Below are 13,128 nucleotides of genomic sequence, written 5' to 3' on the forward strand. Positions count from 1 at the left end.
CTAATGTTGGAAACAAAGTTTCCTTTATCTGCAACCTTCAACAGTCTCCCAGACTGTTGAAGCTATGCGGGGTGGGAAAATTGAAAAGGTTTAGGGAACCTTTTCAACCTTTTTATTTTTAGGAGTTCTTTCCCACTCCCATCTTCATTATCCTTTTCGAAGGTCTTCCAGCGTTTTCTCAAAGATCACTGGCACTTCTGCTGTAAATTCCAAGGTCTCGCCTGTGCGAGGGTGGGTAAAACCGAGTGTCCGTGCATGAAGAAACTGTCCTTGTCCTTTAAGTGTCTTCTTAGGACCATAAGCAGGATCTCCAGCCACGGGATGGCCAATATAGGCCATGTGCACCCGAATTTGGTGAGTCCGACCAGTCTCCAGTTGCAACTCTACCAAGGTGTAATTCCCAAAACGTTCCAAAACTTGAAAACGGGTCACTGCAGGTTTTCCTTTAGCCGTCACCGCCTGTTTTTTCCGGTCCTTTTCACTGCGACCAATTGGTGCTTCAATCATCCCACGATCGTTCGGAAGATTGCCATGAACAATAGCCCAATACTTCCGTAGTGATTTTTTGTCTTTTAGTTCCTCTGCTAAGGCGACGTGAGCTTGGTCATTTTTTGCGACCATCAAGAGGCCTGACGTGTCTTTATCGATCCGATGAACGATCCCTGGACGCAATTCTCCATTGATCCCTGAAAGATCCTTGACATGGTATAACAGCGCATTGACCAAGGTCCCACTGGTATGACCCGCACTTGGGTGAACAACCATGCCTTGTGGCTTATTGACCACCACAACATCCTGGTCCTCATAAACGATGTCTAAGGGCAGATCTTCTGCTTCATAGCTGACCTCTTCCACTTCTGGAACTTCATACTGGATGATGTCCCCTTCTTTGACCGTGTACTTGGCTTTTTTTACAGTCCCATTGACCAGAACTTTTCCTTCTTTGATCTGCTCATTGGCCACAGCTCGTGACAAGGGAGTCAAATCCGCTAAAGCCTTATCCAGTCGCGCACCGGCTACTTCGATTTTAATTTCCATGCGTTTCCTCTTTCAACATCAGGATCAGGAGCAAGAATACTCCAACTGTCAAATAACTATCTGCTACATTAAAAATGGCAAAATTCATAAAATCCAGGTGGAACATATCGACCACGAAGCCCTGACGCAGGCGATCGATAAAATTCCCCAAGCCACCTGCAATGACTAAGGTCAAGCCTGTCACCATCCAAAGCGACCCCTTGAGATGCTTATAGAGATAGTAAAAGGCCCCTACCATCACGACTAGGGTGATGAGGGTAAAGAACCATTGCTGATTTTCAAAAAGCGAAAAAGCTGCACCTGTGTTTTGAAGATAAGTTAGACTGACCACATGGGGGATAAAAGACTTGACGACACCCAGTGGAATGTTCTTCACCACATACCATTTGACCAGCTGATCCAGTAGGACCAATAGGACAATCGCTACTGGGACCATTGTTTTTCTCTTCATTTCTTACCTCTTTTGATCAAAATATTCTACCATGACCTCGACAAACTTCTCTGCTACAGGAGAGAGATCCATCTCTTCTCGTTTGACATAGACCATTTTATTGTCTAAATTATCTTCTAAAGGAATCACGGTAATGCCATTCACTGACTGGCTATCCAAAAAGCCTGATCCCGTCGCATAAGCATCTGTCCGTTCCAAGATTCCATTCAAGGTAGCCCGGTCGGTCACATTGAACATTTGTGAGCTCGAGCTGGTATCGACAAAGTTCTCTGAATAATAGAGGTACTCATCTTTTTCTTGGGTAAAACGAACAGTTGGCAACTGAGCTAGATCTTCCATGACCAGTTTTTTCTTCTTAGCCAAAGGATGTCCTTTGCGAAGGTAAATATGAGTCTGAAAAGGAATCAAATCCACCACTTCAAGCCCTAATTTATCAACCCGTTGCATAATCCCCTTGGTATTTTGACGGTTGAGATAAATAATCCCCAACTCACTATGCCCTTGAGCCACTTCGTCCAAAATTTGAACCGTCGTTGATTCAAAGATGCGGAAGTTTTTATTTTCCGGATAGCGGATTGAGAATTCCGTCATCAAAGGTGGCAAGAAGTCATAGTGCTGACTCGAAATAGAGAATTCTTTCTTCTCTTCTTCAGGACTGGCATATTGATTTTGAAAAACATCAAACCCTTTGACCACGTCTTGCGCTTTTTCATAAAATTCCATTCCCCGACGGGTCAAAAAAGTCCCAGAACTGGTCCGACGAAAAATCTTAAACCCCAGTTCTTTTTCCAGATCTCTGACGGAGATGGACAAGCTAGGCTGACTCACATACATTTTTTCAGCAGCCTCACGAAAAGTACCACTGTTGGCAATCGCCACTACATATCGTAATTGTTGTATATTCATTCTATTTTCCTTATTACAGTATCGATCTATTATACCATAAATTAAGGCCTGAAAGAAGAGATCCGTTTAAGAGACCCTCTTCTAGAAAAATAAAAAAAGCTGGAACTAAAACAGTTCCAGTTGATACTTATTCAATCACTTGGCTTTCGGCTACTTTCTTGTACCAATGAGCCGATTTCTTTGGATAGCGCTCTTGGGTTTCAAAATCTACATAGAAGAGGCCGTAACGTTTTTCATAACCATTAGACCATGAGAAGACGTCCATCAATGACCAGATGAAGTATCCTTTGACGTTTGCACCATCGGCAATCGCATCAGACAAGACTTCCAAGTGTTGTCTCACATAATCGATACGGCCATCATCGTAAACAGTGTTGTCCACAAATTCATCTTTGTATCCAAGTCCGTTTTCAGTGATGTAGATCTTCTTGTAGTTTGGATAATCTTTCTTGACGCGCATGATTTGATCATACAAACCTTGAGGGTAGATGATCCAGTCCCAGTCAGTACGAGGTACATAGTCAGGAGCTACACGACGTCCAACACCTTTGATTTGGTATTTAGAGCTTCCTTTCTCCCCTTTACCATTGTGGATGATTTCAGTTTCACCATCAAAGGCTTCCATCCAGTCACTCATGTAGTAGTTAATTCCAAGGAAGTCGTTCAAATCTTTAGCTGCTTCAAGCGCTGCAAAGTCTTCGTCACGAAGATCCAAGCTACCACCATTGACGGATAAGATGTGGTTTACACCTTCCATAGTTGCATCTGAATAGTGTCCAAGGTAAGTAGCATCCAAGATAAATTTGTTGTGGATGATATCTTCCAACTCAGCTGCCCGAACGTCTGCAGGATTTTTAGGATCCAATGGATACTTAGTTGGAAGAGCATGAACAACCCCAATTTCACCTTTGTAGCCTTTGTCTTTGTACAATTTCACAGCACGTGCATGAGAAACCATCATATTGTGGTGAGATTGGAAGACTTTAGCAAGGTCATATTGAATACCTGGTGGAAATTTACCTACCAAATATTGACCATCACCGATTGGGCCAATTTCATTGAAGGTTGTCCAGTAGTTTACTTCTGGGAATTCTTCAAAACAGAAGGCAGCGTAATCTACAAAGTGTTCGATATTTTCACGGTTTAAGAAGTCTCCATTTGAGTGAAGAGCCTCAGGTGTATCAAAGTGATGGAGGGTTACAAACGGCTCCACATGGCGTTTATGGCATTCAGCAAATAGATTGTGGTAGAACTCAACCCCTTTAGGGTTCACCTCACCATAACCAGTTGGGAAAATACGTGACCAAGCAATGGAAATCCGAATACCGTTGACACCATATTCTTCAGCTAATTGAAGATCTACTGGATATTTGTGGTAGAAATCACTTGCTGGTTCAGCAGTATACCAATAGTTGTCAGCCAGGTATTTGTCCCATGCAACAGGGCCTTTCCCATCTGTATGAGTAGCTCCTTCTGCTTGATAGGCAGCTGTAGCGCCACCAAAAATAAAATCTTTAGGAAGTGTTTTTGTCATTTTTTCACCTTTTTCTTGATTGGATCAAAGGAAAAGTGAGTGGAGAGGAGTTAGTGAGCCATCCATCTCCATCTCACTTATTCGTTCTTATTCTTCAAACTGCGCTTGAACAAAGGCTAGGGCACCTTGTCCATCACGTGTCAATTTAATGTATTGAGCACCTTCTGTCTTAGCCAATTTGATCCCTAGTTTATCTGTTTCTGCCTTCATGTCTTCATAGTTAGAAGCTACTTGTGGGGCTAGGATAACAAGGTCAAATTCTGGCAACATTTCACGGTGAGCACCATAGCCACCTGCTGCTGCTTTGACAGGAACATTGTATTCTGCTGCTGCCTTGTTTAAAGCATTGGCAAGGAGTCCACTGGTACCACCACCGGCACAGAGAACCAAGACGTTTGTTTCTTTTGTGATATTGTTTTGAACAGGTTCGTCTTCAACACCAGCTTTTTCAAGAATTGCATCTGCTTTAGCTGTATTGAAGTTTGCAGCAACTTTTTCTTTCAAGCTATCGTTTGATTTACCTGAACGTTCTTCTTCAAGAATTTGTTCATCATAAACCTTAACGAATGGGTAGTAAATGATCACGTCTACTACAACAAGAAGTGCAGCAAGGATGAAGGAAAGAACTTGGAAGTTTGTACCAAGGACAATTCCAAGAGGTCCAGGCGTTACCCATGGAAGGTTGGCTGAGAAGGAGTTCATTCCCAAGGTATCAACAAAGAATTTGAAGATCCAGACGTTTGCGATTGGCGCAAAGATAAATGGAATGAAGAAGGTTGGGTTCAATACAATTGGAGCACCGAAGAGAATTGGTTCATTGACCCCAAAGAAAGTTGGAACGACTGAAGCACGTCCAATCGCACGGTTTCGTTCAGATTTACACAACCACATGAAGAGGAAGGGAACAATCAAGGTTGCACCAGTACCACCCATGGTAACGATAAACATTTGAGTCCCAGAAGTGATGACTTTATCTGCGTGTTGGCCTGCTTGAAGCAAGTGTAAGTTGTTATCAATATTTGCATAAGTGATCGCCGCAATCGCTGGTTCTACGATAGAAGGACCGTGGATCCCAACAAACCAGAAGAAGGCATAAGCACCAAAGATAAGGGTAATTCCAAGATAACCATCTGCCGCAGAGAACAATGGAGCTAGAAGTGTTCCGATAGATTCCGCAACTGTTACACCGATAGCACCCTTAACAATCAATTCAAATGCATACAAGAGAACAATTGAAACGGTAAATGGAATCAAGTCTTTAAAAACTTGTGAAATATTCGGTGGAACCTCGTCTGGCATGCGAATCGTCACATTATTTTTCACACAGACCTTATAAACATTAACGGTAACAAAGGCTGCAATGAAGGCTGTCAACAGACCTTTTGTACCCATGAAGGCTGTTAAGAATCCACCTTCTTTAGCAGGTTCAGCAGCCATGAGCAAGAAGCCAACCATAGAAGCCAACATTGTAGAAATGAAGTTGATTTGGTTAGTTGCTGGAAGGTCGCGGTTCATTGAATCAGTCAAAGCCTTAGCCGTTGTACCACCAACGAAGAAGGCCAAGATGCCCATAGAATAGTTATATGGAGTCATCAAGAATGTTTCAATATCTTTAGACCAGTGGAATCCCCAAGCGTTTGGTACATACGCAATTAGGATGAAGATAGATGAGAATAAGATTACAGGCATCCCTGCTATGAAACCATCACGAATCGCTCGCAAATATTTATTACGAGAAATCTTCTCAAAGAATGGTTTTCCTTTTTCAATAAGCTCAATGAGTTTGTTCATTATTTAGCTCCCCTTTTGTATAATTCAATAAGATGATGAATCACATCTTTTAACAAGATGGTTGTCATGAGATGGTCTTGACCATGCATCATTGTGATGCTGTATGGAATCTCTTCCCCCGCAGCTTCTTGCGCTAGCATAGTTGTTTGCGCTTTGTGAGCTTCCGCAATGCAACCTGCTGCTTCTTCAACAAGAGCTTCTGCTTTAGCAAAGTCGCTAGCTTCAGCAGCTTTTAAGGCTTCCATCAATTTTGATCGAGCGTCACCTGCATAAGCGACAATTTCAAACCCAAGTAGTTGGACTTCTTCTTTATTCATGTTGGTTCCTCCTTATGATACCTTTTGAAAATTTTTATAATAGACGTTGAATATGAAGGGCTAAATAGACTTTTTCATTAGGAGATATCTTAGCTCCAGTCTGTTCAGCGATGGTTTGGTAGATCTGATGACTAATCTCATAAGCCTTTGGATAACTTAGCTGGATCAGTTGTTCCATCTCGCTCAATCCTTCAGGATCCTCTCTTCCCTTATCTAGGGAGTCAAGGAAATAATTGAGATGGATCATAAAGCGATCGTAGAAATGACTGTTCTCTTCTTTTCGTTTCAATCCATTTTGAGCTAATTTTTCTTCTACAGCTTTTAAAATCGCTTGGCGATCTTGGACATCAGGATCCTGCTCATGAATGACTTCCCCTTGTGCATTGATGAAGTGATAAGCGATGCGGTTCACTTCGTCATCAGGAAATTGATCCAAGAGCCGCTTTCGAAAGATTTCAATCGCTTCCTTTGCGATTTTATAAGGAATCGGATGCATAGCAGACGCATCAGGTAGATCACTGTGTTTGTATCTTCCCTGTTGAACCGCCTGGTAAGAACAAAAGATGTGATCTGTTAGTGTCACATAGATATATTCTTGAACAGGATAGGCATATTTCTTAGACAAGGTATCAATCACTTCATAAGTGGTTGTAATGAAATCAAGAGGAACATCCTTTAGAAGGGCCATAAAGTTTTCTCTTGATTCATCCGTGTTTAAACGAAATACTTTTTCGACCTTATCATCAGCTACTAGATCATGTTTCTTTTTCCCAAAAGCAATCCCACTCCCAACAACAATTAACTCTTGTTGAAGCTCATTTTGAACCAAAGCAACATTATTGTTCATTGGATGGATAATACGATACATGAGGCTCTCCTTTGTAAAATTTGTAAAAAGCAAATAAAAATGACCACGAAGCAACTGAAAAAACTAGCCTATGCTAATCATTCAATCTACTTGTGGTCACGCCTAATCTAACTTAGTAACGCTCACTGCTATTTAACTTATGAACTTATTCTATCATAAGTTTTTTATTTTGTAAACCCTTACAGCGAAAATTTTTAAACATTTTTTATAAAAAATAAACAAAGCCTAAAAATAATGAAGAACATTGGAAGGAATTTCTTCCTTCCAATGTTCTAAATGTTGCTTTAGGAGGCAATAACGATTTGTTTCTTACACGCGTTCTGTCCAAGGTGTTGCCACTTTAGCCAAGACTGCGTTCAATTCTTCAATATTTTGACGACCTTCTGTACGAAGCCATTCACGAGCAGCTGCTTCTCCATCTTTGATGTAAGCTTCTACTGAACCTGCCCATGTCGCACGTCCACAAAGAACACCGTTGAAATTGGCACCTGATGCATGAGCAAATTCCAAAGTTTCTTGGAAGAGTTTTGCGGATACACCAGCACTGAGGTAGATGTATGGAAGGTTGGTTGCTTCTTCTTGTTCTTTGAAGAAAGCAGCAGCTTCTTCACGACTATAGACAACTTCACCTTCTCCAAATCCTTCCACGTAGTTGACATTGACGGGAACTTCTACTTTCAATACATCGATATTGAAACGAGGATCTGAGAAGACTTTCATAGCTTCAATAACCTTACGAGGTTTCACTTTTGCATATTCAGCAGAGGTTGCATCTGCAATTCCTTCGTCATAAGCCAAGATTTCAAGGAAGAATGGAATGTCTTCTGCCACACATTCTGAACCGATGCGTTCGATATAAGCTTGTTTTTCTTGGTTAAGTTCTTCTGCACTATCTACATCATAGTAGAGCAAGAATTTCACAGCATCTGCACCTTGTTCTTTGATGCGTTTTGCTGACAAAAGGTTGAGGCAGTCAGGCAAGCGTTTGGTGCTAGATGTATCGTAACCTGTCTTTTCGTATGCAAGCAAGAGTCCTGCATCTTTATCCAAAGCTTTCGTAGCTGGCAAACCATATTCTGGGTCCAACAACATAGAGGAAGCATATTTTGTCAATTCATCTGCTACAAGGACTTTCAATTCTTCCATTTGTGCAACTGTTGGTTCAGTGTCTTGGTATTTGGCCATCAAGCGTTTCAAAGCCCCACGTTGGTCGAAGGCCAAAGCTGAAATAACACCGTCTTTTGTACTAAGACGTTCCAAATAGTTGCGTTTTTGTTCTGTTAATACCATTTTATACCTCTTTTACGATTAATTGTTGATACAAGGCATCATAGTGCCCCATGTTGACATGTCCTGTTTGTGCTTCTTGCGCATTTAACATTCCAAGAACATTTGCTTTCTTGAGCAAGTCTGCGTCACTCTCATGATGATAGAGACCAGATGCAATCCCTGCCACGGTAGAATCACCAGATCCGACTGGATTGACGACATCAATCTTAGGAATATCTACCTTATAGAAGACATCCCCGTGCTTCGCGAAAGCGCCATTTGCTCCAAGGGAGACAATCACCCATTCGATACCATCAAAGAGAGCATCCTGAAGAAATTCTTTTAAGTCTTCTACATTCTTGCTCACTTCTTTTCCTAACAATTGAGACAACTCTTCATTGTTGGGCTTAATGACTGTTGGCTTGACAGCTGCTTGAATGGCAGCTTCTAAAGAAGGCCCTGAGCAGTCGAGCACGACTGGTTTTCCAGCTTCTCTTGCAATCTTGACCAGGCTAGCATAGTAGTCCACTGGTAAACCAGCAGGAAGACTACCAGAGATGGCAACAACTTCTACTTGTTCAACCAAGTGACGGTAATGATCGAGAAAGTCTTGCCCTTCTTTCTCAGAAATGGTTGGACCTTTTTCTAAGATTTCTGTTTGCTTGCCTTCGTGAAGGATGGCGATACAATTACGTGTATCTCCAGCAATCTCAAAGAAACGTTCCTCTATTCCTTCTCCTAAATGATCGAGAATGAATTGACCTGTTCGACCACCAAGTAGGCCGGTCGCTGCCACTGGATCCTTGATTTCAGAAAGTACACGGGTAACATTGAGACCTTTCCCACCAGCTGTCTTACTCACCTCAGCCACTCGATTGACTGTATCCAATTGGAGTACATCCAAAGGATAAGAAATATCAATCGAAGGGTTCATCGTGACCGTTAATATCATACGTCACCTCTTAGTCATGGTATTCACCACGGTCCCATTTTTCAAGGAATTCTGTAAAGAAGTCAGCATCCGCTTGATGGGCATTATGGGTTTCCACATGTTGGATCTTAGCGATCAATTTTTTATTTTCTTCAGTTGGTTTGTATTCAGCGTGGATGAATGCTTCAATGATATCGCACATGAGCAATTCACCAGTAATTTTACCACCAAATCCGATCACATTCGCATTCAATTCTTCTTTTGCATAGAGAGCAGTTGTCATATCGCGTACCAAGGCAGAACGGATACCAGGTACTTTATTAACAGCATTGTTGATCCCAACACCAGTACCACAGATACAAACACCAAGATCTGCTTGGCCACTTGCTACGGCTTCACCGACTTTCTTACCAAAGATTGGATAGTGGGTACGTGTATGGTCATAAGTCCCAAAGTCGAGTACTTCATATCCTTTTGATTTCAAAAAATCCGAAACAGCCATTTTTTCATTTGTCACAATGTGATCACAACCAATTGCAATTCTCATTTGAATTCTCCTCTCATTAGCACATCTTATTCAACATATCGACACGGATTTGGTGACGGCCACCGTCGTATTTACCATTGACGAAGCCTTTGGCAATGTTCTTGGCCAATTCATCCCCAACAATTTCAGCACCCATGGTAATCATTCGAGAATTGTTGTGTCCACGTGTCATATAAGCAGAACGTTCATCTGAAACTTCTGCTGCGACCATTCCTTTGATTTTAGTTGCAACCATAAATGGACCAGCACCGTATGCATCAATCACGATTCCAAGATTTTGATCGTTTTTGTTCACTTCACTCGCAACTGCAAGTGTCACATCTACAAAATCTTGACCTTCAGCAGTTACATCCACAACATCGAAGTTTTCTTTTACAAGAAACTCTTTCACGAGATCTTTTAATCTTAATCCTGCAGCATCTGCACCAATTACAATAGACATGTCCTGTCCTCCTTTTGTTCGTTTCAGCAAACATCCCTGTTGTTAATTTTTCACAAAGGAACATTTTCTTACTTTTGATATTATATTACACCTATTTTGAACGAAAGTCAACATTAAATTGTTTATTTTCGAACATTTTTTTAAAATAAAAGAGGCTGGGACAAAAGTCCTAGCCTCTCAATTATTTTTGGATTGTCGAGCAAGACGCAGTGGTTGAGTGGGCTCTACTACGCTGATTTTATCAGCTTTTACAGCCCTACTCAACTGTGCGGAGGTGGGACGACGAAATCGAATTCTAACGAATTACCGATTTCTGTCCCACTCTCCAGTTTTCAAACTACATATGACGATTATTTTGCATTTGCAGCATATTCTTCGTTACGTTTGATCATTTGTTTTCTGTACCAAGCGAAGATTCCGATATAGAATGCCAAGAAGACAACTACACCAAGGATAGCTTTGATATCACCAGTTGTTGCATTACCAATTGTCCAACCGAGCAATTTTTCAACTGGTCCTTCAAGAGTTGAGTGAGTGATCAATTGAGTAGAAGCTACCCCTTTAGGGAAGGCATCAACACTCTTAGCCAATTGAGTTGCAAATGGTGCAATCAATGTTCCTGAAAGAAGGAAGAGTGGCAAGAGAAGGCTTCCGAAGATGATCATACGGATCAATTTACCGCGTGTTACAACCAACAAGGCTGGAGTCACACCCATAGCAATGATACCAGCAAGTGGCAAGATCCCATTTCCAACTTTAGAAAGAAGCACTGCTTCGATCAACATGATTGGTGCAAGTACGTTCGCACAAGCCCAGATTTCAGCACGACCAGCGATAAATGGCCAGTCCAAACCGATGTTAAATTTACGTCCTTGAAGACGTTTAGTAGCAACGTTTGTAATACCTTGTGACAATGGTTCTACCGCTGCGATGAACCAAGAACCGATCAATGAGAACAATTCCAAGCAGACACCAGCAGTCAAACCAAGGCTCAACCAACCTTTAATAACCAATTCCCATTTGGCAGCATCTTGCACACCAGCTACTGGATGTGGAGTACCCATGATACCGATGACGATACCAAGAAGGAAACCGATAAAGAATTTAGATCCCCAGAAACCGATTTTCTTGTTCAATTTAGCAGCGTCGAAGTCGTATTTATCAAGACCTGGGAAGAATTTATCAAAGATTTTATCCAAGACCATGATGATTGGGTTCATCATGTAGTTCATGTGAGTTGATGTCATTGGTGATGAACTTGGTGCATTCAAAAGATCATCAAATGTTGGTTTCATCAAGTCTGAGTTAATGATCTTCATGATTCCAACAAGAACAACTGCAAGAGTTGCGACGAAAAGTGAAACTCCTTGGCTAACTCCGTTGTTGTCCGCATACCATTTGATCAAAAGACCTGTGATAGACAAGTGCCAGATATCGAAGATATCGACGTCAAGCGTATCTGTTTTCTTGATCGCAAGCATGACAACGTTGACGATCAACATAATCAATAAGAAGTAAAGTGTCCAGGCAGACCCCCAAGTGATGGTCGCAAGCGGTGCCCAACCAACGTCAGTAATATTCAATTGAATACCAGTATTCTCAACGAATTTTGCAAGAGATGCTGAGAAAGCTGTGTTAAGCATACCTATGATGGCACCGATACCAGTAAGGGCGATGGCAAGTTTAATACCACCTTCAAGGGCTTTAGAGAATTTCACTCCAAACAAGAGAGCCAATAAAGTCAAGACGATCAACATAATGATCGGAGCACCCATGTCTAGGATTGGTTTGAAAAATTTATTGGCAAAATCAATAATGCCATTCATAATAAATCCTCCCGATTTATAATTTTATATATTACGCTTTAATCATTTCCAACTTTATCATTGGATAACGCTTACAAACTGTTTTAAAAAAATATTAACTTAATCCATGTTCTTTAATGGCAGCTTCGATGTTATCAAAAACTGGCGCACTCATTGCTGGAATACGGAATAAAATTGGTCCTGCTTCTACCACTGGAATACCAGGATCGAATCCCAAATCAGTTGCAGCAATTGGAGTAAAGATGTCATAGCCTGAAATCAAGTCTTCATTCACGTCTTTGACCATGACAGCGTCACAACGCACATCATACCCGCGGTTTGACAACTCTTCTTCCAAGGCATTCTTAATTTGGTGGCTAGAGTTAACACCTGCACCACAGGCAGCTAAAATTTTAATCATTTGGATGTCCTCCATTATAAATATTTACGAATGTTTTAGGAAATAGTTCCCGTAATGTATTGATAAAGCTTATCTTCACTATCTAATTTTGATAGAGCTTCGAGATTTCCATTAGATGTAAAGAAATCCATCAGCTGGGCCAAAATATTCGTTTGGCTAGAACTTGAATTGTTGATAATGAAGAATAAAAGTGAAACTTGAACTTCCTTATCTGGAGCAATCATATTATGGAAGGTTACCGATTGATCCAAACGAACAACGACCACATTCTCAGTGATATTATGGACAATGTCTGTGTGCGGGATCGCCACATTTGGTAAGTCCTTACCAAGAAATTCCATGTCTAATCCAGTCGGGAAAGACTTTTCACGCTCAATCAAAGCGGAACGATAGGTTGGTGTCACAATCTGTCGCTCTTCAAGTAAGCTCGCTACCTGCTCAAAGAGATCTGTTTGATCCTTGGCGTGTAGACAAAACACAAGATCTTTGTTAAAGAGTTGATTTAAACCCATTGCTGCCACCTCCTTATCTAACTATTTATTTTATGGTTATAATATATCACTATATTGATTGAATGTCAATCATTTTTGTCTCATTTTGTTCATTTTTGTTCCTATCAAGCTATATGGCTCTTTCTAACCGTCATTTTCCAACATCCTTAAATAAGTAAAAAGAGGCTGTGACAAAAGTCCTAGCCTCTCAATTATTTTTGGATTGTCGAGCAAGACGCAGTGGTTGAGTGGGCTCTACTACGCTGATTTCATCAGCTTTTACAGCCCTACTCAACTGTGCGGAGGTGGGACGACGA

General features: G+C 41.2%; 14 protein-coding genes. All 14 read right to left on the reverse strand.

The genetic code is table 11. The annotated features are described in order from the left end of the window. Positions 1 to 147: 147 nt before the first annotated feature. Positions 148 to 1,038 (reverse strand): RluA family pseudouridine synthase, encoded by an 891-nt coding sequence (locus PCY07_RS02095; protein WP_070662434.1) that lies wholly within the window; start codon positions 1,036 to 1,038, stop codon positions 148 to 150. After that, positions 1,028 to 1,489 (reverse strand): signal peptidase II, encoded by a 462-nt coding sequence (lspA, locus tag PCY07_RS02100; protein ID WP_301356362.1) that lies wholly within the window; start codon positions 1,487 to 1,489, stop codon positions 1,028 to 1,030. Before lspA ends, PCY07_RS02095 begins: the two co-directional genes overlap by 11 nt. A 3-nt stretch (positions 1,490 to 1,492) precedes the next feature. Beyond that, entirely contained in the window at positions 1,493 to 2,395 is a 903-nt protein-coding gene (locus tag PCY07_RS02105; RefSeq protein ID WP_003011186.1) for a LysR family transcriptional regulator, read from the reverse strand. Positions 2,396 to 2,522: 127 nt separating this feature from the next. Beyond that, positions 2,523 to 3,929, reverse strand: a complete 1,407-nt coding sequence (gene lacG, locus PCY07_RS02110) for a 6-phospho-beta-galactosidase (protein ID WP_301356360.1) — start codon at positions 3,927 to 3,929, stop codon at positions 2,523 to 2,525. 87 nt (positions 3,930 to 4,016) lie between these two features. Next, positions 4,017 to 5,720, reverse strand: a complete 1,704-nt coding sequence (locus PCY07_RS02115) for a lactose-specific PTS transporter subunit EIIC (protein ID WP_301356358.1) — start codon at positions 5,718 to 5,720, stop codon at positions 4,017 to 4,019. Next, positions 5,720 to 6,037, reverse strand: coding sequence for a PTS lactose/cellobiose transporter subunit IIA (locus PCY07_RS02120; protein ID WP_301356356.1), 318 nt, complete (start codon positions 6,035 to 6,037; stop codon positions 5,720 to 5,722). Before PCY07_RS02120 ends, PCY07_RS02115 begins: the two co-directional genes overlap by 1 nt. A gap of 34 nt (positions 6,038 to 6,071) precedes the next feature. Beyond that, positions 6,072 to 6,905: a PRD domain-containing protein gene (locus PCY07_RS02125; protein ID WP_301356354.1), complete on the reverse strand. Its 834-nt coding sequence runs from the start codon at positions 6,903 to 6,905 to the stop codon at positions 6,072 to 6,074. A gap of 309 nt (positions 6,906 to 7,214) precedes the next feature. Beyond that, positions 7,215 to 8,195 (reverse strand): tagatose-bisphosphate aldolase, encoded by a 981-nt coding sequence (lacD, locus tag PCY07_RS02130; RefSeq protein ID WP_301356352.1) that lies wholly within the window; start codon positions 8,193 to 8,195, stop codon positions 7,215 to 7,217. A gap of 1 nt (position 8,196) precedes the next feature. Beyond that, positions 8,197 to 9,126, reverse strand: a complete 930-nt coding sequence (locus PCY07_RS02135; RefSeq protein ID WP_301356350.1) for a tagatose-6-phosphate kinase — start codon at positions 9,124 to 9,126, stop codon at positions 8,197 to 8,199. Positions 9,127 to 9,136: 10 nt separating this feature from the next. After that, positions 9,137 to 9,652, reverse strand: coding sequence for a galactose-6-phosphate isomerase subunit LacB (gene lacB, locus PCY07_RS02140; RefSeq protein ID WP_003002763.1), 516 nt, complete (start codon positions 9,650 to 9,652; stop codon positions 9,137 to 9,139). A gap of 16 nt (positions 9,653 to 9,668) precedes the next feature. After that, on the reverse strand, positions 9,669 to 10,094 hold the full coding sequence (lacA, locus tag PCY07_RS02145; RefSeq protein ID WP_003007724.1) for a galactose-6-phosphate isomerase subunit LacA: 426 nt from the start codon (positions 10,092 to 10,094) through the stop codon (positions 9,669 to 9,671). Between the two features lie 350 nt (positions 10,095 to 10,444). Continuing rightward, a complete protein-coding gene (locus PCY07_RS02150) occupies positions 10,445 to 11,920 on the reverse strand; it encodes a PTS galactitol transporter subunit IIC (RefSeq protein WP_013903731.1) in 1,476 nt (491 codons plus the stop codon). Positions 11,921 to 12,014: 94 nt separating this feature from the next. Beyond that, positions 12,015 to 12,320: a PTS sugar transporter subunit IIB gene (locus PCY07_RS02155; RefSeq protein ID WP_003002828.1), complete on the reverse strand. Its 306-nt coding sequence runs from the start codon at positions 12,318 to 12,320 to the stop codon at positions 12,015 to 12,017. A 35-nt stretch (positions 12,321 to 12,355) separates the two neighbouring features. Then, positions 12,356 to 12,832 carry a PTS sugar transporter subunit IIA gene (locus tag PCY07_RS02160; RefSeq protein WP_301356346.1) on the reverse strand — a complete coding sequence of 159 codons (477 nt, stop codon included), beginning with the start codon at positions 12,830 to 12,832 and terminating at the stop codon, positions 12,356 to 12,358. Between the last annotated feature and the right edge of the window lie 296 nt (positions 12,833 to 13,128).

Source organism: Streptococcus sp. SP1 (assembly GCF_030440005.1).
Classification (GTDB): Bacteria; Bacillota; Bacilli; order Lactobacillales; family Streptococcaceae; genus Streptococcus; species Streptococcus parasanguinis.